Here is a 22,343-nt window from a genome sequence, read left to right as displayed (position 1 = left end):
TTGGCCCTAGTGCAAAGTAGTGGCGACCCTGGCTAGCCCGCGATTTTCTCAATCCAGGGGGGATCGGTCTACCACTACTCTTAAGATACAAGGGGGGATCGGATCTGTAGCATTGATTAATCAATTTGGTATAAGGAGGAACGATCGCTTATTTAATTGTTCACAGTTAGGAGTGGGCGCAAGTCCTGGGGGATGGGAAGGGTTAATGGGGTGATAAGTTCTCTTTGACCCAATGGCGAAACTGACGAATGACGGTTGTATCGTCTGTGGTTTCGGCGAGTTGGATAAAGGCGAGGAGATCCTGCGATCGCACTTGTGAAAAGGTGGGGCTGATCTGCACGGTTTGATATTCGTTGCCCGATCGTTGGTGAAAGGTTAAGGTTTCTCCATCGAAGCGCCACACTTCTGGGACGCCTAGGGCTGCATAAATGGCCATGCGGTTGATGGAACTGCTGGTAATATCGATTTCGATCGCGAGGTCTGGTGGGGGATCTTGGTTGAGGTCGATGGCGCGTTTTCCCCGGACTAGGGGTTCGTTTTGAATGTAAAAGCATTCATCGGGTTCTAATCCGCGTTCTAGGCTGGGCCGCCTGAAGGTGGTGGAACCGCCTCCGGCGATCGGGATGTTCAGTTCTTCGGTGAGTGTTTCTAGGAGTCTGCCTAGGATTTTTTTGTAGCGTTCATGGTGGTAGGTAGGGGTCGTTAGTTCGACTATCCCCTGGTTGTAGGTGATGCGGATGGGGCGATCGCCCAGCAAGGTCAGTAGGGTTTCGTAGTCTTTCCAGTGCATGTCGTAGAGCGTTAGTCGCTCTGTCTCTGGCATTAAGGTTGCAACCATTGCTGTTACCGCCTCCGCAAGACGCCGATCGTTGTTTCTAGGATACCGTTAATTCTATGGGGGTGAACGGTCGCTTCAAAAAGAAGAACTAGAAAAGGGGAGAAAATTGATGATATTAGCCAAAAAATCAACTATCCTCTCAAAGTCCCCCTTTTGAAGGGGGATTTAGGGGGATCTCCGGGATTTAGGGGGATCTGCGGATTTAGTGTGATCGACTAACTAAGCCCGATCGCGCTCCATCACACTGACATAGCGCCAAGTCGAACCCGGAACTGGAACGGGAGGACTCCAGCGAACCCGATCGCTGAACCGCAGCACATACAACTGATTGATCGTTGCCTGCACATCCTGCTGTGTCCCCACGAGGTACACATGCATGGGTTTACGATCGTCTTCGATTACCCGATCGAGTTCTGCAAAATTAATCACCATGGGACTTCTCCTAAATGTTGTAGCGGGAAGAAATCCCAAAAATTAAAGCCACCCTTTGCGCAGGACAAATAGGGTGGCCCGATCGAATGTTACAATCCGTGTCAGACCGCCCAGCTGCCGATACAGCTTGGGGGTTTAGCTACCCTTTGTTGTGTCCAGCAACGCTGGGTAGCGCTCTAATTTTTGGGGTCTAGCCAAATCAATCGGTACATGACACGGTTGTAATTGGCCTTGGAACATAAGCCTACGGACAAACTAGGGGAAAAGTCAACTATATTTCAAAAAGTTGCAAGTCTGTAACATTCAGTAATATTTTCTGTCCCTGTCTTATTCTCCTCAAACGACTCTAAGAAAATCTAAAAATACTCGATCGAACGTTAAATCCAACAAGCAGATTTATAAATGATGGATAGCGATCGCTAACAGGGTTGGAATGGCAATATTCAATTGGGTTCCCCAGCGAGTGGGGAGTTCATAATCAATATGGGCATCGTAGGCCAATGGGAGGGACAGTTTCCATTCAATTGGGTTCCCCAGCGAGTGGGGAGTAAAGATGCGGTTGCTTCTCAGATCGGGGTGGAACCCAACGTGGGTTTCCATTCAATTGGGTTCCCCAGCGAGTGGGGAGAGAAACCTACCTGCAATCTGCGATTAAACAAGCATTTGTAGGGTTTCCATTCAATTGGGTTCCCCAGCGAGTGGGGAGATTAAAATGGGTTTTGGGACGATTGAAAATACTAACGTTTCCATTCAATTGGGTTCCCCAGCGAGTGGGGAGCTCGAAAGGGTTCCTACTTTCGGCGGATCAGCGACACACAGGTTTCCATTCAATTGGGTTCCCCAGCGAGTGGGGAGTCATTAATCCTGATTACACAGGGACAGGTGACGGCAATCCGTTTCCATTCAATTGGGTTCCCCAGCGAGTGGGGAGTCGATTTTACAGCAAGATTACGCATCGAACAGATTGAAAATGTTTCCATTCAATTGGGTTCCCCAGCGAGTGGGGAGGCTGGATTATCTAGTGTTGCAAATTTTAGCAATCCGTTTCCATTCAATTGGGTTCCCCAGCGAGTGGGGAGTTGATGGGGTACCATCAAAACCGTTCTTGTGTTAATCAAATAAAGTTTCCATTCAATTGGGTTCCCCAGCGAGTGGGGAGCTGATTTTGGGCTGCCAGCGCAACCACAGTTGTACTGTTGGTTTCCATTCAATTGGGTTCCCCAGCGAGTGGGGATTGATGTTTCTGAATTATTGGAGCCTTACAATTATTCTGAAAGTTTCCATTCAATTGGGTTCCCCAGCGAGTGGGGAGGCAACAAGAGCCCCCACATAAGGCGGACAATGTAAGGGGGGTTTCCATTCAATTGGGTTCCCCAGCGAGTGGGGAGCTTGTTGGTTTTGGGCGAATTGAGAAATCGACTGCTGTGTTTCCATTCAATTGGGTTCCCCAGCGAGTGGGGAGACCGTTATAGAACAACCTATTGACAGGGTGATCGAGTTTCCATTCAATTGGGTTCCCCAGCGAGTGGGGAGTCAAATCAGGCTCGGGAAACAGTGATGGAAAGCTTTCCCGGTTTCCATTCAATTGGGTTCCCCAGCGAGTGGGGAGCATTTGTGATCCCAAGGTTTTTGGCCATGACCGAATTCGTTTCCATTCAATTGGGTTCCCCAGCGAGTGGGGAGTTTAGATGAACCTAAGCCTGATTGTCCTAGATGTGGGGGATGTGGAAAGGTTTCCATTCAATTGGGTTCCCCAGCGAGTGGGGAGGCTACCCAAGGAATCGGAGCAGTACCAGGGCAATCCCTTGGGTTTCCATTCAATTGGGTTCCCCAGCGAGTGGGGAGCCTCTTTAGAGCCTCGCGCCCCATGCGTTAGCACAGGCATCGGGAGTTTCCATTCAATTGGGTTCCCCAGCGAGTGGGGAGGCGGAATTGGCGCGGGAGCTCGTCGAGATGGCGATTCCGATCTAGTTTCCATTCAATTGGGTTCCCCAGCGAGTGGGGAGAAGTTTTTCTGGCTGAACATTTTGATCGCTTAGGGCAATTGAAGTTTCCATTCAATTGGGTTCCCCAGCGAGTGGGGAGAAAGCAAACCATTCAAAACGTTGCACTAAAGGAGGGAAGATGATACGTTTCCATTCAATTGGGTTCCCCAGCGAGTGGGGAGTCATATACCGCGCGTAAAGTGCCTGGGCTTTTTGCAGGTTTCCATTCAATTGGGTTCCCCAGCGAGTGGGGAGTCTCGGGATAATGGCTCTAGTTCTTTGGCTTTTGCGTGGTTTCCATTCAATTGGGTTCCCCAGCGAGTGGGGAGATGACCGATCCATTCAAAAGATTGAACGAAATCCTTGAGTTTCCATTCAATTGGGTTCCCCAGCGAGTGGGGAGAAAGCATCGATCGTTCCAGAATCCACTATTCAGCAATGGTGCACGTTTCCATTCAATTGGGTTCCCCAGCGAGTGGGGAGCAAAACAATTCTCTCAAAAGTATTGACGATTGGAATTGAATCGTATAGTTTCCATTCAATTGGGTTCCCCAGCGAGTGGGGAGTTTAGATGCATAAGGGCGTGGCGAGGGCTGCGCTTTTTTATTGCCGTTTCCATTCAATTGGGTTCCCCAGCGAGTGGGGAGTGGGCTTAATGGATCAACCCTCCCTCTTGGAACAGAAGGAGGCAAGTTTCCATTCAATTGGGTTCCCCAGCGAGTGGGGAGTTTTGCAGGACTTGTTAGCTCACGGAATTCGTGAATCAGAGATAGTTTCCATTCAATTGGGTTCCCCAGCGAGTGGGGAGATGCAGGGATAGTCACAGGGGGAAAGAGTGCTTGTGTTGTTTCCATTCAATTGGGTTCCCCAGCGAGTGGGGAGTCACTACACCGGAAAACAACAATGTCTATTTTTCTCGCAATGTTTCCATTCAATTGGGTTCCCCAGCGAGTGGGGAGTTCTACCGAGTGACGAACGTGTGGAGCCTCAGTATCGTTTCCATTCAATTGGGTTCCCCAGCGAGTGGGGAGTCTGGGAGAACTCCTGTCAATCCCTCGTGGCGCAAGACTTGTTTCCATTCAATTGGGTTCCCCAGCGAGTGGGGAGGAGGATATCCAGGAAATGGAATTAGAAGAAATGCGCCAGGTTTCCATTCAATTGGGTTCCCCAGCGAGTGGGGAGGCTAACCAGACTATTACCACTAATACTAACTTTGATTCAGTTTCCATTCAATTGGGTTCCCCAGCGAGTGGGGAGGATTGGCCTACCTACGCAAGGGGCACGGGAGATTGCGTTTCCATTCAATTGGGTTCCCCAGCGAGTGGGGAGCGTCGATACCGTCAACCTCTACAGGCTGTCCGAGTTCACCCAGTTTCCATTCAATTGGGTTCCCCAGCGAGTGGGGAGTTGCCTCCGCCGTTGCCCCTTCCGTTCAATCCCCCATCTCCGGCAGTTTCCATTCAATTGGGTTCCCCAGCGAGTGGGGAGGCAAATACCGAAGTCCGCAGACATCGAGCCGACTGCATTGTTTCCATTCAATTGGGTTCCCCAGCGAGTGGGGAGCATCACTCCTACTCCCCCTAGTACAGGTCTATATCGTCAAGAAGTTTCCATTCAATTGGGTTCCCCAGCGAGTGGGGAGCTAAGCAATAAACACGAGTACGAGAATGTATTTCGAAAGTTTCCATTCAATTGGGTTCCCCAGCGAGTGGGGAGTACAGAATCAAATATTGAGGGAGTATTTGAGAACGGTGAGTTTCCATTCAATTGGGTTCCCCAGCGAGTGGGGAGTTGTTGGCGCGTCAGAATAATGATGTTTCGTTGAAAGAGTTTCCATTCAATTGGGTTCCCCAGCGAGTGGGGAGCTGCTTTTTCATTTCGTCGGGCAAGCTTGCCTGCCAAGCGTTTCCATTCAATTGGGTTCCCCAGCGAGTGGGGAGCTGGCAAATGTGGACGCCTATTGAATACGCCAACTATTGGTTTCCATTCAATTGGGTTCCCCAGCGAGTGGGGAGCCATAACGATCGATTCAATGCGTATCAGGTAAGGTTTCCATTCAATTGGGTTCCCCAGCGAGTGGGGAGGGTACCCCTATTAAACCCAATCTCCATCCGACTTTCAACCCCCATTTGCGAACCTCAGCCAAAACCATCCCCAAACCTCCCAACTCCCAGTACAAAAAATCCCCAAAACCCTCACCCCACAAGCCATCGAAGCTCCCAACACAAAACCAACCTTCCAGCCCCCTTCCCCCCAGCCTCGCAACCCTACACAATCACCGACCCCGGCACCTCCACCAACGGCACCCCACCCCAAATCTCCACCTGCCCCCGCACATGCCCCGACATCGGATAAAACCGCACACTATCCTCCTCCACCCTCACCCGACCCCGCAACCGCCGCTTCAACTCCTCAAACTTCCCCACCGGCAACATACACTCAAACACACTGTACTGCACCCGCACCCCATACCCCTCCAACAACGCCGCCACCTTCCGCCGCCGCTTATCACACACCACATCATAAGTCACCACATACAACAACATCACCAACACCTCAACAAATCAAAAACAACTCATACCAACACACCAGCCCATACACAACACCAACACCTCAACGAATCAAATACGGCTCATACAAATACACCGGCTGATACACAAACTGCTTAAACCGCTTCACCTGACGATTCAACAAATCCCAACGCGGCTGATCCCCCACCACCTCCTCCATCCGCTCCAAAAACGCCCGCAAAAACTTCCGCCGCCCCGACACATTCAAAAAACACCCCCCATCCCGAAACTCAAAATCCTCCACCGCATCCACCATCCGCCGATTCACCAAATACAACACCAACGAATCCACGATCGGCCCCCGAAACTCCTCCACCAAATCCGACACCAACGCCGCATGACGCGCCGACCCACTATGCAAACACCCCCCATAGGGATCCAACCCCTGTAACTCCACCAACGTCAGCACATGATTCCACACCACCTGATAACCAAAACTCAACATCGCATTCACCGCATCCCCCGGCGGCCTCCGACTCCGCCCCCCAAACACAAACCCCCCATTCTGCAAACACCGCCCAAACGCCTCAAAATACACCGCCGCCCCCGCCCCCTCAATCCCCAACAACCGCTCCACCCCATCCACCCGCAACGTCTGCTCCGCCAACCCCTGCAACCGCTCGATCGCCCCACCCAACTCCAACTCCGATCGCCGCCGCGCCTGCCGCAACAACAACGTCCGACAATTCTTCAACTTCCCCTGCACAATCCGCTGCGCCACCGCCAACCGATCGACCTGCGAAAGCTCCTGCTGAAACCGCGCCAACTGCCGATACCCCCGCGCGATCGCGATCGTCCGACCATAGCAAAACCCCAACCGCGACAAATAAGCGATCGGAATATCCCGCTGCAAACAAGCCCGAATCGCCTGCGTCGTCAACTGCGACTGCCCAAACACCAACACCTGCTCCACCAACGGCAACTGCACCCGCTGAAGCTCCTCCTGCCTCCACCGCACCACCAGCGCCTCCTGCTCCAACGACACAGAACATCCCTGCTGAGAAAGATAGAGCGATCGCATGATTAATACTGCCTGAACTTCAAAATCACAAAATCCGCATCAGAATAGAAAATGGCTAAAGAAACCCTTAGCCATCCATCCTGGTATTAAATTCACTCAAACCCAAACCAACCGACCGCCGTAATTTTGCTCAGAATTATCCCAGTCGATCGTTCATCCTTCCGCAGTCCCCCAGGCCACCGCCAATAACTGCAAACTTCTCAGGAGCCAAAGACCCGAGAATGCCATCATTCAAAGCATCAAACGGATTGTGATCGGGAAGACGAGTAATCTGCTTCATCAGTTGATGCAAATTCTTGAGAAGCTTTTCCTCATTCTCAATCTCAGAAACCCCTACAAATCCATGGACAGAATTATTTCGCAAATCACAATAAACATTGAGATCCTGAATCAACGGCGCGATCGTCGCAAACTGCTGATAATATTCCACGATCGCCTGAAACACATACCGACTCACCCCTCGGTTAAGGTCTAGCTTTTCTCCCCGAGGCAACACATACCCCCGCAAAAAAGCATACAACTTCCCCCCATCCACCTGCTGAATCACCCCATAGGAACGCTCCTTATCATTCGCCCGACCAGAAATATCCAGCCCCAGCTTCTCCTTGACCAAAAAGTATAGAATTTGCTCCTGAAGTTTAAAAAGCCCTACTAAAAAATCCGCATACTGTTGAGCCTTCAATCGCAACACAGCATTAAAATAAGCTTCTTGCAAAAGCGCTTGAGTATTTTTTTGACGTAACGGCGTAATTTCTTGAATCCACCGCCCATCAATCTGATGACGGAGCGGATCAATCACAGAAAAAGCACGATCGAAATCAAGACAACGGCGATGATAACCATAATGCAACAATGCCAATGTCACCGGATTATTGAGATTCGTTTCCTGTAAAGTAATCAATGCACCACTGTAGTTGTAGTCTTGCACTTGTTGACGAATCACCTTGAGGTCAAATTCATCTTTCAAAATATTGACATCCACCAAGTGCACACGGTCTTGGTGCGATCGCATTTCATTGGGATTACGAACCTGCCAAACCCGACTGCGGGGCGCATAGCCAGCCGCCTGCAAAATACTCCAAGACGACTTCATAACAGGAGTTCCCGATGACGCATTAAACTCCAAAATATCATCAGGATCTAAAAAGAGTTGAGCCTGTTCCAACCCCGATCGGGCCGCTTGCGCCGCCAACAACAAATTCACTGGATCATCAGATAACTGAGCATCCACTAGCACCAACTGAATCGCCTCTGGAGCCAAAGCCAAGTCAGTAGTCAGCCAAGTTTGGGTATCGATCGCGCCCGCTTGGGTGTCCTCGGTAAACAGTAGGATAACCCGCTTAATAGACTGCTGCTGCTGGCACAAATGCTTCACCAGCGATACGATCGACCCCTCACCTTGATCTCTACCAAAGGGATCCTGTTTACCCACAAATGAAACAATAATGCTAGACATAATGAGATTAGAGAGCCCCTAGAGTTGTTCGATCGCATTTTTCAATTCTTGATGCACTTTTGCCATCAAACTGGCTTCTTCCAGCGTTGCAAATCCTTCAGGAAAGTCTTTTTGAATAATGAAATTTAAGAAAATTGGTAGTTTTTCTTCCCAAGACTTGTCTTTGAATTGATCCGATTCTTCTCGTGCAGTCCAACAAGCTTGGAGATCATCTTTTGACATCCCACAAACTTGATGAATAATAGTATTTCTTTTTTCGGAAACATTACTCTCTTTATTGTTCTTTTGATCCCAGAATATTTGTATTTCCAGACATTCACTTGTATATTCATCTCTACACGCACGAAATAGTTTATGAATCGTGGAAAGATCCAGTAAAACTCGCTCTTCATCATTGATTCGACATTTGAGCTTGGCTAGATCATCTTTTGGATCACCATTCTGCTTGAATTTGGCTTTTGCAAAATAATCTTGCTTGTCAGATAGAACTGACTTTTTCAAGTAGGATTTTCCTTTATCTTTTTCAATATGCTCTTTTTCGCCCCCAAACTCATGATCACTCCACGCTACAAAAATATATTCAAAAGCTCGGAAGGAATGGAAAAATGCCTCAACAATATTGTCTTGTTTCTCACGAATGACAGCAAGATAGGCTTCCTCATAGGCAAGCCACCACCAGTTTTTTTCTCCTGTTCGCTCTGTAACTTCAGATGTAAACTTTGGATAGTTTTTCAGGCTATTAAGAAAGTCAGTAAACCTAGCAACATTCCAATTCTTAGCAGCATTGAGTAGAGCTTTTATCTCTTCATTCTCTTGGATATAGTCTCCAATCAATGCTTCTACAGCAGCATAGTTGTAGCTTCCCTCGCCCAGCAAGGCTTTTGCTTCTTGGATTCGGATGCCGCGTAGATAGCTGGAACCTTCAAGTGGCTTTTCAGGAAAAGTGGGGTTGTATTCGTTGCTGACCAAGAATTTGACACGATCGCCAAACTTCGCCAAGCTGCAAAACTGCACCGCAGAAGAAATCGCTGGAGTACCTGCCTGATGGCTGACGTAGACAATTTCTCCTGGATTGATTTGGATTGGTTTCTCATCAATTGTTAGGTTGCGAAATTTCTTGCGTACTAAATCTAATACTGCATTCCAGTTATCCAGACTTTCAGTCTTAGACTGTGGAATCAGGGGGATAAACTCACAGGAAACACCCGGAAACTTTTCTGCAAAGTAGCACTGCAAAATAGGTTCTAATTCGCAGGTGTCTTGCCAGTAAGGACTATTGGGTTTACGTTGCTGCTCACGCTCAAAAATCTTCGATTGATCCGTCAGGAGAACGACGATCGCCTCAGGTGCGGGAGAATTCTGTAATTCCTGCACAAAATTCTCCAACAATGGAAAGGTTAAATAGTCCCAAATTTTGTCCCTAACTACATCAGAAGCAGCCTGGTAAACCTTCCCTAAAACTCTAGCAAATGCTCGATAACTCTGACCTTGAAACAGAACTTTTGGCTCAAAGTCTTTTGAGATGTCGTAGCATTCCTCTTTCAGATCACTAGTATACCAATCACGCCAGACCTTATCACTGCGTTGCTTTTCCGTTCTACCCTTGGCTTGGTTTTCCTTATCACCAATCAGTTGAACATCACTACTCCCGATCGTCACAATCCACAGATTCATCTTTATTCTTCTCCCCACAATTGCTCAAAACCAAACGGTTTATTTTCCAGAAAATCCAAGAATTTATTGGATGCGTCAGAACCATCCGGGAAAATGGTCAAAATCTCCAAATATTTGGGCGTTCTTCTAACGATTGGCTTCTTAGCATCATCAGGATTTTTCTTGAGTTCCACCACCGGATACATCCGATGCCAAAGCCTCCCAACCTGGCTGACTTTACCCACAAAATCCGTCTTGTAAATTGACCCTTCAGCACAGACCCCAGGCACTGCCTTACGATAAGCCCCATGGAACCAACGAATGGCCTCGCTGCTGTCCATATCTGCGGCTTCCCGCCCCCAAACCTGCACATTCGCTGGATGCCACGCTTCCCGCCAATTTTGCGCCCAATGGTTGGGGTTTGGGGTCACTCCCTGCGATCGCATCCACTCCTGCGCACTAGTTTGCACCTGTTCCACAAAACTAGCGACCTGTGATGAACGCCAGACTTTGACATTGCGCCTCAAAGTAAGATCATCCAGCCATTGCCAATGGCAACCAATCAGAGCCTTGTAGCCATCGTCATAGTATTCCTCAAAGAATTTGCGGTGATCAGCCCGTCGCCAAGATTTGCCAAACCCACCAAACACCATGGCAAATTGCATCAAACTGGCCACTAGCTTTTTCAACAGTGGTTCATGGGCGGGATCCTTGAGAGATCGCGCTAAATACCAGATAACATCACCCTCTACGTCATAGCAGGGGTTAGCATAGGAACCGCTACCAAAGCTACCAATCGTTAACTTAGACTCAACAAACTTCAAACCTAGCAGCCCGATCGTTCCCTCCCTCCCTTGGATGCCACCAAAAAGAGTTTCCACCAACTTTTCTGCGTTATCAGTATCAGTTAACCCCCCAAAAATTCGGAGCGCATGACCCCGCAAAGACGCACGAAACATATTGGGACGGAATTCCCCAGCCTGGGTAATCAACTTGGGGGCTTGACCTTGGCCTTTTACACGAGATTTATGCAGAACCGTTGGCTGACTATCCCGCACTTGGCCATAGCCCGCTGCGACCCGTGACCCGATGCCCGTTGCCAACGCCCGTTGCCAAATTTCCCAAATGACATCCCATTCGCTAGAATCCAGCGGCAAACTACTGGAAATGCCAAAACGCAAGATAGGTTTGTAGAGGGAAATTTGTACAAATGCACCCCCTTCCTTATTGCTACTTTTGACCTGCCAGCTTTGTTGTGGATGCACAATATCGACTAACTGCTCAGTCCAATTTGGATCGATCGGGTAGCCACCATGGAAACGTAAAATACCAGGCTGCCAATCATTTCCCGGTAGAGGTTTACCGCAATAGCGATCGGCTTGGGTATCGCTACAAGCCCGTCGAAACAGACCTTTCATGCTACTTCCCGGAAAGTAGGGCAAGCCTTGGGCACCAATGACCGGACGAATCACGCCATCATCCAAACCAGAGTTCGTGATTAAGCGCCACGCAATTTCGCAGTCCCGTGTTTGCACTTCTTCTGATGCAGGACTAGGTACCGTTTCCACCCGTGAAGTCCATTCATCTGCCCACCGAACCGCATCGGGTTCTTCACCCTTAACCAAACGTTGAAGTTGGCATCGTCCATTCACCTGTGCCCGAAACATCATCGGCACTTTTTGGTGCGCATCAGGAATCGCTCTCATCCGCCAATCTCCCAATTTTGTAACGTTGAGTCCACCAAACAATGCAATCACAGAGTTGGGTCAGCACCGCGATCGCCACCCGTTGATCTTCCACAGGCAACGCCCACAGTCGAGTAGAAATAGCTTGAATTTTTTTCGTATCTTCTGCCCCAACAGCATCCTTGGGCAGTTTAATATCCACGTTTTCCATCACGTCGCAAAAGGCATCCCAAGTGGCTTTCCAATATTTAGACTTGTTCTGATCCTCAAGTTTTTTTCCTTGTAAACGTAGATGTTCTCCCCAAAAACGTTCTAGGCCATAGGCTACCGACATTCTCATTTTGTGAGACTGATTCAACGATTTTGGATCGCGTTCCCGTGCTGCTAACACTAGCTTCTGAGCAGCCCGATCGAGTTCATAGGATTGCCAAGCCATTACTGATAATCTCCTGCCAACGATACACGACACCGACCAAAGCCAATAGATTCCAACCCGCCAAAGTACAACTCCGAAGCTGATTCATTACCAAATGGTTGCCAACCTGTTTGTTTCAGGGCGATGGGAAACACCAGAATGCAACCTTCCGGTAACGCCTCGGTGTTGAAGAATGCTCCTTTGTCGGTATCGACTTTTTTCATGTCGTCCAACAACTTCACCCGACTCTGACGATAGAGAGCCATGTCATGCAACATACTAATATCGTTATCACTGACAACAACCAACTTGTCGGCATCCAAATCAGTACCCGTGGGAATCCAAGCAGATAAGTCAGCTTCGTTTTTAATTTCCAGAAAGCCCAAGTTGAAGAACAGGATTCTCCCCCGATCTTTCATCTGGCGTCCCTGCAAGCCCTTCTGCGCCGTATAGGGATCTGGGACATCTGCGGTAATGCCTGCAATCCGCTTAAATCGCTTGAGCAGCATTGGGCAAGTGACCCATACTACAGGCTGACCAGGACAAAAAACCGGAAACCAAACTAAAGAAGCATATTCAAATTTGACTAATGCTTCACTGGTACCACCATCGGGACGACCTGCTACTGCTTCGCTACCATACCAATGCTGTTCATTAACACTACCTGGGTATTCCAAAGGCTCTTGCTTGGAGCGTTTCACTTCCCGCTCTAACCAGTGTAGATAAGCTGGAAGTTGATCTTTTTCATTCTCATATTCTGATCGGAAGTCGGGATTGTCTGCTTCCAGTTGCTCTTCCAACCATTGAACTCGACTATCTCGCATATCTGCCCGAAATCGTCCTCGAATCGAGCTACCAGGAATGACCCCAGTTTGAGTAAACTGATCCCGAAAAATCAGGTTGAGGTTACCTGTTTCTTCCCCAGCGGTAGCTCCCACATGCACAGGGGCTAATGCTTCAATTACGCCGTAAGCTTTGCGGTACATTCCGGTACTCCTTTCAAACTAATCGGTAAACACAAACCACAACCCAAATGCTTCAAGGGAAAACCTTCCTTGGGAAACCATTCCTCTGGAAACTCCCACCAAGACATCTCTAGCGGTTCCCGAAACACATACACACTGCCAGCGGGAACGGCATAGCGGCCTCGGCTCAGACGGCCTGTAGATGTGGGATTGTAGCGATCGCTGCCCTCACTCTGTTCTTTATGGGATTTGCCCACGCGGTAACGGTAGGGAGTTGCCCTATCCGTCAGTAACTTCAGATCGCGATTTGGAAAGCTGGCTGCTTGAGGATAGCGATAGGACAGCTTATTGGAACCCCAAACACCTGGTGTAATGAGGGCAAAGGCATGGTGAACCTTTTGATTGAGAAGACGATTGATTTTATGTGTGGCGGTTAGCTCACAACTTTCAATCTCTACTAAATGGCCTTCACCTCCTAACCGATACCATCCTGCAAATGCATCCAAATCACTATGGGCAATGTTAGTGAGATAGACCAAGCAGGTATCCTCGTGAAGCTGCACTGCATTCTCTAGAAATAATCCATCCTTATCCACCACATGACGTTCATCAGGTTTGATTTTGGGGTGGAGGAATGGAGTGTACTTCCAGGGGACTTCCGCGATCGCCTGTTCTCGCTCTCTCAACTCATCGGTTGGCACATCCCAGTCATCAATCAACTGCCAACTATAAGCCGGATCAACTTTTTGATTATGCCGCTGCCATTGGTATTGATTCAACAACCACTGATCCTTGGAGGTAGCTGGCTCTTGGGTTTCTCGTAGCTTTTTTACCAATTCCCATTCATCACTGTCATCTTTCCCAATGATTTTATGCCAGGGAATCGGTACATAAAACTCGGTTGGGGCATCCTGGTTTGCCCAAAATGGCCCTGCTACCACGAGGTCACGTTTTAACTGCTGTGGATCGATGAATCTCTGTTCCCGATTGGCATTGAGCAACAACCCTGCAACAGTTGCTGCATCCGGTGGAAATTTGGTGTTTGCCCGTCCCACTAAGTTTTCGGGAGAGAGGAATCCGCCAGCGCTGCCGTACATCAGGCCCAATGGCGAAACTGTAATTAACGATCGGAATTGCGACATAATTGCCACCCCACTTGAATCAAATCATCCATCCAGTTGACGATCGCCTCAGCCGTATTATCTCCAGCAAGCTCAATCCATAACTGCTGAGACTCAAAGTTCTTAGCTGCATCATCAAAGTAGAAATCAAACAGAGATTGAGCAATTTGTGTATCAGTTTCAATCCCCTCCATTTCTCCTAATCGAATCGCATGACGGGCTTTGAGGGTTGCCCAATCGCTGTAGAGGTGATTCCAGTTAGCTCTTTTCTCAGAACCTTTCCTTATCTCTTCTTGCGTGTTGATACCATCACGATCGCGATACTTCGTCAAAATATCCAAATAATTCCAAGGGCAAGTCCACTGCACATACTGGCCACTGTTAAACAGAACCCGTATTGTGACGCGGTTCTTACCTAAGGTTTTGGCGCGTTTTTCCGCTTCTCGACAATGCTGCAATACATCTCGTTGCGGCACACTATGTCCCGCCCAGACAAAACCAACACTCAGAGTAATTGGTTGACCATGGGCTTGCCATTGTTGATTCATTCCCATCAACCACTGCAATGCCTCATGTTCTGGAATTGCAGCCTTAGGATCCTTGCTATAAATAACCCCTAAAAAATCATCCCCACCAGCATAAATAACTCGACCTAAATCTAAATCCTTTGAAAAATTACGTTTAAAGTCTTGCCCCCACTTTCGCATAGCATCACTGAATGTTTTGAGAGGCTGGATATCATTCGGATTTTTAGCTAACTCTTTAAGGTGATCTCCTACGCTATCCCCATCCCCCATAAACCAGCCTGTCCAGTGGCCTGGTTGATTAGATTGAGGTAACCGCACCATTTCAGAAAGGCTATCAAATCGAAAATCTTTACCGAAATGCTGCCCAATGTCTTCGTAGCGAGTGATTAACCGCTTAACTAATTCGGGAATGCTGAGACGTTCACTAGGATCTAGAAAGTTACCTAATAAAACACCGTCGGCTGATTTTTCTAAGGAGCTTGCTAATTGCTCATAAAACTTGGTCACAGCATCTTGATGGCGTGACCATTCCCAAGGACGATTTGATTCTTGACCTAGCCCAGGCCATGCGATCGCATCTGTACCACTTAAACTAGAACTTTCACCGACCCAATTAATCCCGATCCAATCACGTTTGAGCTTACGATTTTCTAGATCTTCCATGGCTGCTGCGACAGTCGAGCCATAACCCCAGAAGACTTCCCAGTTATAGCTTTTCCAGCGTTCCCATTCACCTTTCTGAATCCCTTTATCTTCTTCTAGTTGTGACCATTGGTATTGCTCTGTATCAAGTCGTCGTTCTACCCATATACGACAGCGATCTAAAATGGCTCCCCACTCTGCAATTAATGTGTTTTTAACATCATCTCGATTAAGTGCTGTACTCCCTTTTATGAGAATACGATTAGGCATCCCTTCTTTGACATTCACCAAACCGGGTGAAATCACTTCAAAATTTTGATTTTGGGCTTTTTCAACCAGTTTTGAACTTAAATAAGACAAAATCAACGAAGCACCATGTAAATCCCTCAATTTCCGGGATTTTTCAATGAATCCTTGTACTGGAGCAAAGCTAATAGCCGTATAGATAGTCATGGATTTTCAGTTCGACTCCGACTGCACAGCCCTAAGGTTACTGAACACTTTAACCAATCTGCCCATTTGTTTCCAAAAAGAATCAAATATTCGTAGAAAATTTATCAAATAGGCTCAAAACTTTATAGAGCAAGCTTTTATGGGGACTCAGCCTAGATCTAAAAAATATTTTCTTTTCCCTTGACATCCAGGGCATACTCAAATAAAACTTGATCCTTCGCTCTACCATGCCCCACCCCTACAGCCAACCCGCCGCCTTCGATCGCCTCCTCATCCTCATCACCACCCTGCTCCACCACCCCGGCATTGGCAGCGCCGACCCCCTCACCGATAGCAACCTCCCCCACGATGCCATGGTCGCCGTATCCAACCAAGTCAAAACCATCGCCCAAACCCTAGGCTTCCCCAGCAGCGACTGGTCAGTCCACACCCTCCGCAAAGACCTCCGCACCCTCCGCACCTACGGCATCCTCGACGATCGCATGTATCGCTGGGGCTACTACCTCGGCACCGGAGCCTTCTCCAAACAAGAACTCAGCCTCGCCCTCCATGCCCTCGCCTCCCAAGCCGCCATGCAAGGCGACCCCCGCATTCAAACCGTCTACGATCGCCTCGAAAAACGCCTGCGCGGCCTCAACCTCGAACTCGGCGGCCAACTGCTCTATCCCGTCCGCACCCAACTCGATCGCGCGATCGTCCCCACCAACCCCGACGAAATGCAACGCAAAGGACAATATAAAAGCACACTCTTCGCCAAACTACCAGAATTAGAACAAGCCATCATCAATGGACAAGCGATCGAACTCTATCGCCAACGCAGTCCCTACCACCCCAAAGCCATCGGCCACCAAGCCATCTACCCCCTGCAACTGATTTATTCCGACATCGCCTGGTACCTCCTCTCCGAAAACCTCTCCAACGGCCACCTCGCCCTTTCCCGCGTCGATCGCTTCACCGACTACCTGCGCATCCTGCCTCAGACCGATCGCAGCATGGAGCTCCAACAGGCCAGCCTCCAAACCGCCCACGAACTCCTACGCAACGGCTGGGGCCTCTCCCTCGGCAACTACGAAGAACAACAGTTAGAACGGGCAGGACAACTCCCCCTAGAAGAAATCCAAGTCCGCTTCTTGGGTAGCGTCGTTCCCTTCATCCTAGAAGCCGACTCCCGCCACCCCAAACAAAGACTCAGAAACCGCCGCCGCGACAAGCAAGGAAACCCTATCCAAGTCGATTACTGCATTCCCTTACCCCGTCGATCGTGGTTTGAATTTTCGCGGTGGGTCCGCAGTTTCGGCAGCAACGCCCAAGTTCTTGCCCCCACAGAACTCGTTGCAGAATTCCAGCAAATGGCGATCGAACTGGCCCAACGTTACCCAATTAATTAGACCTGCTGGGTAACAGGGGGGAAGTTAATCTGATAACGTGGGTCGCCGCGTGATTCAGGTGGCTGGAATTCCAGTGAGTTGAGTTAACTTAAATATTTAACTTACATGACGATCCTGGGAAGAGACGGTAGAGTAGATTCAGGATGATCCTCGCCAGGGAAGCCATGAACGTTCTAACCCTCAACTTGGATAGCGTACACCTGACGGATGAGCAGTTCTGGCAAATGTGTCAGCGCAATCGAGACTGGCAATTTGAACTGACTGCGACTGGAGAGTTAATTATTATGGCACCGGTTGGTGGAGAAAGTGGTTATCAGGAAGCCAATCTTAACGGTTTTGTCTGGTCATGGAACCGGGAAACTGGATTAGGATACGTCTTCAGTTCGTCTACGATCTTCAAATTACCCAATGGTGCCAATCGATCGCCGGATGTGGCCTGGATTCAAAAAGATCGATGGGAAACGCTGACTCCTGAGCAACGGCAAAAATTTCCCCCGATCGCCCCTGACTTTGTGATTGAACTCCGCTCTGCCACGGATTCCCTAGAACCGCTACAACTCAAATTGCAGGAATATCTTGATAATGGGGTGCGCTTGGGCTGGTTGGTGAATCCTCAGGATCAACAGGTGGAGATTTACCGCCCCCATCAGCCTGTAGAAATCTGCTCCCTACCCACCGAGCTATCGGGCGAACAGGTGCTTCCAGGTTTTCTGCTGCCGCTGGCTATTTAACCAACCTTGCGATCGCACCTTTGAATGCTTTCTTTCACAGCAGAGATCGTCAATCTTCACCGCCTTACCACTAGTCACGATCGCCTCAGCGATGAGAGATGCGATCGTACACTTACCAATGAAGGTAGGGCCAAGATGGTCTAACTCGGTACTGAAGTCTTTTCCCAACAAGGCGCTTAATTTAGCTGGATATCTTAGGTCATACCAAATTGATTCATTAATGCTACAGATCCGATCCCCCCTAGCCCCCCTTAAAAAGGGGGGGATTCAGGCAAATTCTTTCAAAATCTCCCTTTTTTCTAGCACAGCGGCGCGTTAGCGCGGGGATTTAGGGGGATCGTTATGTGTTGCAATTACCAGTTGATTTGGTATCAGATCCAACTCCCATAAAGCTTTTACTCCCCTGATCCCATTGCGCTGCAAAATAATCGATCCTCCTTTAGGAGGACAGACACCCCAGGGTAAATTCCCCATAAACTCCATTATGAGTGGCGACATCAATCACCTCGATCAACACAATAGTTACATAAGCTACAACAACAACGAAATCACAGCTAGGAGACAATCATGAACATCGATAATCTCAATCGTGCTGTCGGTGTATTCCCCTCCGCGATCGCGACAGAAAATGCTTTAACGGAACTGCGGAGTGCTGGTTTTGCCATGGATCGCGTTTCAGTCATTGCTCAGAACCTCGATCGCCTAGACGATCGACCTCTCGTAGGTGATACCCGGCTGGAGGAAATAAAGGAAACTACCCATGTAGACGAAGGGGCTAAGGCCGGTGCAGCCACAGGGGGCGCAGTCGGTGGCCTCATGGGCTTGTTAGTCGGGTTAGGGACCCTGGCGATTCCCGGCGTAGGCCCAATCATGCTGGCAGGAGCCGCTGCAACCGCGATCGCAACAACGCTAGCAGGGGGCGCGATCGGTGCAGCTACGGGGGGGCTAGTCGGTGGCTTAGTGGGTCTGGGAATTCCTGAAGAACGGGCCAAGCTCTATAACGACTACGTTAACCGAGGGCAATATCTCGTCATCGTAGATGGTACAGACGACGAAATTCGCCGAGCAGAAGAGATTCTCAAACGGCGTGGGATTCAGGAATGGTCAGTCTATCCGTCGTCAAGTGTTGCAGCTCGCTAATCACTGGCGACTTGCTAAAAACTAAGACTTAGTCAGTTATCTAAAAATTCTAAACTCCTTGGGAGGAGAACCATGAAAAAAATTGCAATGGTATTGCTAGGAAGTATTCTGTTAGCTGGAACAGTTGCCTGTGAAAACAATGTATCTAAAACCAGTGCGAGTGCACCCAATTCAACCGAAAAAACTGGAGAGACCCCCACAACGGAAACCGCTCAAACGAATCAAAATGATGCGACTAGTGAAGTGCGGCGCAATCAACTCAATTCAGATATTCGAGCACGGGAACAACGCAATAATTGGACGGGAGGAGATGCCGATCGGGCCGATAGCGATGTTGCGAGTGAAGTCAGCAGCAAATTAGAAGCCAATATTCCCAAGAGCCAACTGACGGTGAAGGCAAAACAGGGAGCAGTGGTTGTTTCCGGAACGGTTCAGACCCAGGAACAATTGAACAAAATTGAACCGTTAGCCAAAGAGATTAAGGGTGTACAGTCAGTAAACGTGGCTGCTAAGGTTTCTCCTGCGGTTCCTGCCCAGTAGATTGCTCAGGGATTTGCAAAGAAATAATATCCCCTCTTCATTCCCCGACCCTCCTACCCTTTTACTCTCCTACCCCTACCCAATTGGGATTTTATTTATGCGCTGTTCCCTTAGGTAATTGCCCCGTCGAATACACAATTGCCTTGGTCAGCACTGCTTGCTTGTTTAGAAGAATAAGCAAGCTTTTTCATGGGCTGACTTTCCAAGCCTTAGGTGACTATTCTCGTTCTTAAAATTCCCGTTGATCTAACCAAAACTTAATTTCGTCATAACGAAAGACAGGGCCATCCTTACACAGAAAATTCGGGCCGAGTTGGCAATGGCCACAGAAGCCGATCGCGCATTTCATATTGCGTTCCATCGTCACATAGATTTTTTCCGCTGGAACGCCTCGCTTCAGTAATTCCATGACTGTAAATTGCATCATAATTTCCGGGCCGCAAATCATGGCAACGGTATTGAGTCGATCGAAGGGAGCCCGCCGAATTAAGCCCGTCACCACACCCACATTGCCCAGCCAGCCAGCCTCCGCCCGATCGACCGTCACCAACACCTCCACATCCAACCGCGATCGCCACTTTTGCAAATCTCGCCGGAAGACAAGATCTTGGGGTGTGCGGGTTCCCAGAAGCAAGACGACTTTGCCGTACTTTTCCCGATGGTTCAGGACATGACAAATGGCAGGACGCAGGGGCGCAAGGCCAATTCCCCCCGCCACAAAGACGACATCATTCCCCTCCGCCAGATCCATCGACCACCCCCGACCAAAGGGGCCACGAATCCCCATCACATCCCCTGGTCGCAGTTTGCTGAGGGCGGTGGTGACGGTGCCGACAACCCGCGTCGTATGCATGAGTTTGCTTGAATCCGCCGGATCGCCACTGATGGAAATGGCGCATTCCCCCACCCCAAAGGCATAGAGCATATTAAATTGCCCTGGGGTGAAGAGGAGAGGTTTCCCATCTTCAGGAGTGAGTTCTAGCGTAAAGGTTTCGTGGGTTTCCTTGCGGGTTTGGTGAATGCGATATAGCTGGGGGAGCATTGGTTCGATCGAACCTTCGATCGAGACTGGATTGAAGGTTGAAGGTTCCTTTACCATGCTGATTTCCGATCGGGCAATCCGTATAAATCAAGTAACTGTAATCGCGTTGCATTGAGACTATCCAGCATAATTTGGGAAAAGCGCTTCATCAGTTCATAGCCCAACACCGGATCGTTATCACATTTGCCCCGCAGGCAGCGACCATCTAAGGCGACTGCGCGGGTGAGTTCCAACGCACGGGCATCAAATTGCCATTGGTAGGGCGGAAACAGCCAAGACCAGCCCAACACATCATTGTCTCCCAAGGTTTTGATCGTCAGGGTGGGACGACCGGGGGCACTAATTTCGATCGCGACTCGTCCCTGCCGAATCAGATAAAAGCGATCGGCGGGCTCGCCTTGCCGAAAGAGCATATCTCCCGCATTGAATCGAATATTCGACGCGCATTCTGTCAATAGCTGGACGTACTCCGTTGAGAGTCCTGCAAAAAACTCATGCTCCTGCAAAATCGGGGCAAGGGATGAAATGGTCATGATGTTGTCTCCTCTCCGCGAAGGGCACGAACTTCTGCGGTAATATCAATGCCGACGGGACACCAGGTAATGCAACGGCCACACCCCACGCAGCCGGAGGTGTCAAATTGGTCAATCCAACTGGCGAGCTTGTGGGTCATCCATTGGCGATAGCGGGATTTTGCGCTCATCCGCACAGCCCCACCGTGAATATAGGAAAAATCCATGGTGAAGCAGGAATCCCATTGTCGCCAGCGTTCTGCATGGTTGCCTGTGAGATCGGTCGTATCCTCAACGGTGGAGCAAAAGCAGGTGGGACAGACCATGGTGCAATTAGCGCAGGTTAAACAACGGGATGCCACTTCGTTCCATTCTGCATGTTCTAAATTTTGGTAGAGTAATTCTTTAATATTCGTGGTATCCATCGATCGACCCATTTGCTGAACTGTATTGGCGACGACTTGCGCAGCGAGGTCTTGATCGATGGCGGTCGCAATCCGATGGGTGACTTGCCCTAGGATTTCTGCGCCTAGTGGACTGCCCACTTCCACGAGAAACTCATGGCGATCGGGTTGTAAAATTTCCGTTAACGCTAAATCGAACCCTGATTGCACCGCTGGCCCCGTGTCCATGGACACACAAAAACAAGTGCCGCCTGCTTGGGCACAGTTGACTGCAACGATGAAGCAATTCTGGCGCTGGACTTGGTAATGGGGATCGACATGACCACTCTCTAGAAAAACCCGATCTTGAATGGCGATCGCGTGTAATTCGCAGGAACGGACGCCGATGAAGGCGCGTTTTTGGGCGATCGGCGGCTCGACTTGAAAAGTTACCTCGCGCCCCTGCCGTTCGGCACTCCAGAGCTTCACCTGGGCGGGAAATAGCACCTTCTTCCAAGACTGGGGCCCCACCGCATAACCAAAGAGCGCCCCATCGTCCCGTGGCTTGAGGCGATAGATCCCAGCCTCCTGCTCGTCCGTCCAGCCGATCGGTAATTCTTCAACCTGGGTAATGGTGTCGTACACGATCGCCTGATCCCGTAGGGTTGGCCCCATCAATTCATAGCCTCTTTGTATCAATGCATCAAAAAGTTGCTGGAGGTGCTGACGGTGAATGACTTGACGATCGGGAATTGCCAGATCGGCAGTCGAGAGATCGGGCATGGAAGAGTCGCTGGTGGCAGAGCAGGAGGTCATCGGGCGCGATCCTTACAAACGAGTTCGT

General features: G+C 49.4%; 18 protein-coding genes and 1 CRISPR repeat array. Of the genes, 4 read left to right on the top strand and 14 right to left on the bottom strand.

Features of this window, described 5'->3' with window-relative positions; genetic code table 11:
* Nucleotides 1-202: 202 nt before the first annotated feature.
* The 11 genes from ACN4EG_RS17660 to ACN4EG_RS17610 all read right to left on the bottom strand — a co-directional run bounded on the left by ACN4EG_RS17660 (nucleotide 203) and on the right by ACN4EG_RS17610 (nucleotide 15,763).
* The gene (locus ACN4EG_RS17660) at nucleotides 203-838 is read right to left on the bottom strand and encodes a Uma2 family endonuclease (RefSeq protein ID WP_431631397.1); all 636 of its coding nucleotides are present in this window, start codon (nucleotides 836-838) and stop codon (nucleotides 203-205) included.
* Nucleotides 839-1,057: 219 nt separating this feature from the next.
* Entirely contained in the window at nucleotides 1,058-1,270 is a 213-nt protein-coding gene (locus ACN4EG_RS17655; protein WP_431631395.1) for a hypothetical protein, read from the bottom strand.
* Between the two features lie 435 nt (nucleotides 1,271-1,705).
* Nucleotides 1,706-5,339: direct repeats of the CRISPR family, unit length 36 nt; unit sequence GTTTCCATTCAATTGGGTTCCCCAGCGAGTGGGGAG.
* A gap of 183 nt (nucleotides 5,340-5,522) precedes the next feature.
* Entirely contained in the window at nucleotides 5,523-5,801 is a 279-nt protein-coding gene (cas2, locus tag ACN4EG_RS17650; protein ID WP_431631393.1) for a CRISPR-associated endonuclease Cas2, read from the bottom strand.
* Nucleotides 5,802-5,868: 67 nt separating this feature from the next.
* Nucleotides 5,869-6,846, bottom strand: coding sequence for a CRISPR-associated endonuclease Cas1 (cas1, locus tag ACN4EG_RS17645; protein ID WP_431631392.1), 978 nt, complete (start codon nucleotides 6,844-6,846; stop codon nucleotides 5,869-5,871).
* Between the two features lie 136 nt (nucleotides 6,847-6,982).
* Nucleotides 6,983-8,302: a hypothetical protein gene (locus ACN4EG_RS17640; protein WP_431631390.1), complete on the bottom strand. Its 1,320-nt coding sequence runs from the start codon at nucleotides 8,300-8,302 to the stop codon at nucleotides 6,983-6,985.
* An 18-nt stretch (nucleotides 8,303-8,320) separates the two neighbouring features.
* Entirely contained in the window at nucleotides 8,321-9,976 is a 1,656-nt protein-coding gene (locus tag ACN4EG_RS17635) for a hypothetical protein (RefSeq protein WP_431631388.1), read from the bottom strand.
* A 2-nt stretch (nucleotides 9,977-9,978) separates the two neighbouring features.
* Nucleotides 9,979-11,661, bottom strand: coding sequence for a hypothetical protein (locus tag ACN4EG_RS17630; protein WP_431631386.1), 1,683 nt, complete (start codon nucleotides 11,659-11,661; stop codon nucleotides 9,979-9,981).
* Nucleotides 11,645-12,076: a hypothetical protein gene (locus tag ACN4EG_RS17625; RefSeq protein WP_431631384.1), complete on the bottom strand. Its 432-nt coding sequence runs from the start codon at nucleotides 12,074-12,076 to the stop codon at nucleotides 11,645-11,647. The genes ACN4EG_RS17630 and ACN4EG_RS17625 overlap by 17 nt, the downstream gene beginning before the upstream one ends.
* Complete coding sequence (locus tag ACN4EG_RS17620) at nucleotides 12,076-13,041, bottom strand: RAMP superfamily CRISPR-associated protein (RefSeq protein ID WP_431631382.1); 966 nt, start codon at nucleotides 13,039-13,041, stop codon at nucleotides 12,076-12,078. Before ACN4EG_RS17620 ends, ACN4EG_RS17625 begins: the two co-directional genes overlap by 1 nt.
* Nucleotides 13,017-14,162: a type III-B CRISPR module-associated Cmr3 family protein gene (locus ACN4EG_RS17615; protein ID WP_431631380.1), complete on the bottom strand. Its 1,146-nt coding sequence runs from the start codon at nucleotides 14,160-14,162 to the stop codon at nucleotides 13,017-13,019. The genes ACN4EG_RS17620 and ACN4EG_RS17615 overlap by 25 nt, the downstream gene beginning before the upstream one ends.
* Complete coding sequence (locus tag ACN4EG_RS17610) at nucleotides 14,141-15,763, bottom strand: Cas10/Cmr2 second palm domain-containing protein (protein ID WP_431631378.1); 1,623 nt, start codon at nucleotides 15,761-15,763, stop codon at nucleotides 14,141-14,143. Before ACN4EG_RS17610 ends, ACN4EG_RS17615 begins: the two co-directional genes overlap by 22 nt.
* Before the next feature lie 227 nt (nucleotides 15,764-15,990).
* Between ACN4EG_RS17610 and ACN4EG_RS17605 the strand changes: the two genes are divergently transcribed.
* From ACN4EG_RS17605 to ACN4EG_RS17590, 4 genes are all read left to right on the top strand, one after another.
* Nucleotides 15,991-17,151, top strand: a complete 1,161-nt coding sequence (locus ACN4EG_RS17605) for a helix-turn-helix transcriptional regulator (protein WP_431631376.1) — start codon at nucleotides 15,991-15,993, stop codon at nucleotides 17,149-17,151.
* A 164-nt stretch (nucleotides 17,152-17,315) separates the two neighbouring features.
* A complete protein-coding gene (locus ACN4EG_RS17600) occupies nucleotides 17,316-17,882 on the top strand; it encodes a Uma2 family endonuclease (protein ID WP_431631375.1) in 567 nt (188 codons plus the stop codon).
* A 567-nt stretch (nucleotides 17,883-18,449) separates the two neighbouring features.
* Nucleotides 18,450-19,022 carry a signal transduction histidine kinase (STHK), LytS gene (locus tag ACN4EG_RS17595; RefSeq protein WP_431631373.1) on the top strand — a complete coding sequence of 191 codons (573 nt, stop codon included), beginning with the start codon at nucleotides 18,450-18,452 and terminating at the stop codon, nucleotides 19,020-19,022.
* 72 nt (nucleotides 19,023-19,094) lie between these two features.
* Nucleotides 19,095-19,562, top strand: a complete 468-nt coding sequence (locus tag ACN4EG_RS17590) for a BON domain-containing protein (RefSeq protein ID WP_431631371.1) — start codon at nucleotides 19,095-19,097, stop codon at nucleotides 19,560-19,562.
* A gap of 229 nt (nucleotides 19,563-19,791) precedes the next feature.
* Here ACN4EG_RS17590 and ACN4EG_RS17585 read toward each other — a convergent pair whose 3' ends face one another.
* Genes ACN4EG_RS17585 through ACN4EG_RS17575 form a run of 3 tightly spaced genes read right to left on the bottom strand, consistent with a single transcriptional unit; the run spans nucleotide 19,792 to nucleotide 22,315 of the window.
* Nucleotides 19,792-20,661, bottom strand: a complete 870-nt coding sequence (locus ACN4EG_RS17585) for an FAD/NAD(P)-binding protein (protein WP_431631370.1) — start codon at nucleotides 20,659-20,661, stop codon at nucleotides 19,792-19,794.
* Nucleotides 20,655-21,137 carry a cyclic nucleotide-binding domain-containing protein gene (locus ACN4EG_RS17580; protein WP_431631369.1) on the bottom strand — a complete coding sequence of 161 codons (483 nt, stop codon included), beginning with the start codon at nucleotides 21,135-21,137 and terminating at the stop codon, nucleotides 20,655-20,657. Before ACN4EG_RS17580 ends, ACN4EG_RS17585 begins: the two co-directional genes overlap by 7 nt.
* Nucleotides 21,134-22,315, bottom strand: coding sequence for a 4Fe-4S dicluster domain-containing protein (locus ACN4EG_RS17575; protein ID WP_431631368.1), 1,182 nt, complete (start codon nucleotides 22,313-22,315; stop codon nucleotides 21,134-21,136). Before ACN4EG_RS17575 ends, ACN4EG_RS17580 begins: the two co-directional genes overlap by 4 nt.
* Nucleotides 22,316-22,343 lie beyond the last annotated feature (28 nt).

This window comes from Alkalinema pantanalense CENA528, assembly GCF_050753345.1.
GTDB classification, from domain to species: domain Bacteria; phylum Cyanobacteriota; class Cyanobacteriia; order Leptolyngbyales; family Leptolyngbyaceae; genus Alkalinema; species Alkalinema pantanalense.
The sequence above is the reverse complement of the archived record's forward strand: the minus strand, read 5'-3'. Positions and strand labels throughout refer to the sequence as shown.

What these genes read in the sequence shown, in the direction of transcription:
- ACN4EG_RS17590 (WP_431631371.1), top strand. Translation starts at nt 19,095, where the DNA reads ATGAAAAAAATTGCAATGGTATTGCTAGGAAGTATTCTGTTAGCTGGA.
- ACN4EG_RS17630 (WP_431631386.1), bottom strand. Translation starts at nt 11,661, where the DNA reads ATGAGAGCGATTCCTGATGCGCACCAAAAAGTGCCGATGATGTTTCGG.
- cas2 (WP_431631393.1), bottom strand. Translation starts at nt 5,801, where the DNA reads ATGTTGTTGTATGTGGTGACTTATGATGTGGTGTGTGATAAGCGGCGG.
- ACN4EG_RS17580 (WP_431631369.1), bottom strand. Translation starts at nt 21,137, where the DNA reads ATGACCATTTCATCCCTTGCCCCGATTTTGCAGGAGCATGAGTTTTTT.
- cas1 (WP_431631392.1), bottom strand. Translation starts at nt 6,846, where the DNA reads ATGCGATCGCTCTATCTTTCTCAGCAGGGATGTTCTGTGTCGTTGGAG.
- ACN4EG_RS17585 (WP_431631370.1), bottom strand. Translation starts at nt 20,661, where the DNA reads ATGGTAAAGGAACCTTCAACCTTCAATCCAGTCTCGATCGAAGGTTCG.
- ACN4EG_RS17610 (WP_431631378.1), bottom strand. Translation starts at nt 15,763, where the DNA reads ATGACTATCTATACGGCTATTAGCTTTGCTCCAGTACAAGGATTCATT.
- ACN4EG_RS17605 (WP_431631376.1), top strand. Translation starts at nt 15,991, where the DNA reads ATGCCCCACCCCTACAGCCAACCCGCCGCCTTCGATCGCCTCCTCATC.
- ACN4EG_RS17620 (WP_431631382.1), bottom strand. Translation starts at nt 13,041, where the DNA reads ATGTACCGCAAAGCTTACGGCGTAATTGAAGCATTAGCCCCTGTGCAT.
- ACN4EG_RS17655 (WP_431631395.1), bottom strand. Translation starts at nt 1,270, where the DNA reads ATGGTGATTAATTTTGCAGAACTCGATCGGGTAATCGAAGACGATCGT.
- ACN4EG_RS17660 (WP_431631397.1), bottom strand. Translation starts at nt 838, where the DNA reads ATGGTTGCAACCTTAATGCCAGAGACAGAGCGACTAACGCTCTACGAC.
- ACN4EG_RS17640 (WP_431631390.1), bottom strand. Translation starts at nt 8,302, where the DNA reads ATGTCTAGCATTATTGTTTCATTTGTGGGTAAACAGGATCCCTTTGGT.
- ACN4EG_RS17595 (WP_431631373.1), top strand. Translation starts at nt 18,450, where the DNA reads ATGAACATCGATAATCTCAATCGTGCTGTCGGTGTATTCCCCTCCGCG.
- ACN4EG_RS17635 (WP_431631388.1), bottom strand. Translation starts at nt 9,976, where the DNA reads ATGAATCTGTGGATTGTGACGATCGGGAGTAGTGATGTTCAACTGATT.
- ACN4EG_RS17625 (WP_431631384.1), bottom strand. Translation starts at nt 12,076, where the DNA reads ATGGCTTGGCAATCCTATGAACTCGATCGGGCTGCTCAGAAGCTAGTG.
- ACN4EG_RS17575 (WP_431631368.1), bottom strand. Translation starts at nt 22,315, where the DNA reads ATGACCTCCTGCTCTGCCACCAGCGACTCTTCCATGCCCGATCTCTCG.
- ACN4EG_RS17600 (WP_431631375.1), top strand. Translation starts at nt 17,316, where the DNA reads ATGAACGTTCTAACCCTCAACTTGGATAGCGTACACCTGACGGATGAG.
- ACN4EG_RS17615 (WP_431631380.1), bottom strand. Translation starts at nt 14,162, where the DNA reads ATGTCGCAATTCCGATCGTTAATTACAGTTTCGCCATTGGGCCTGATG.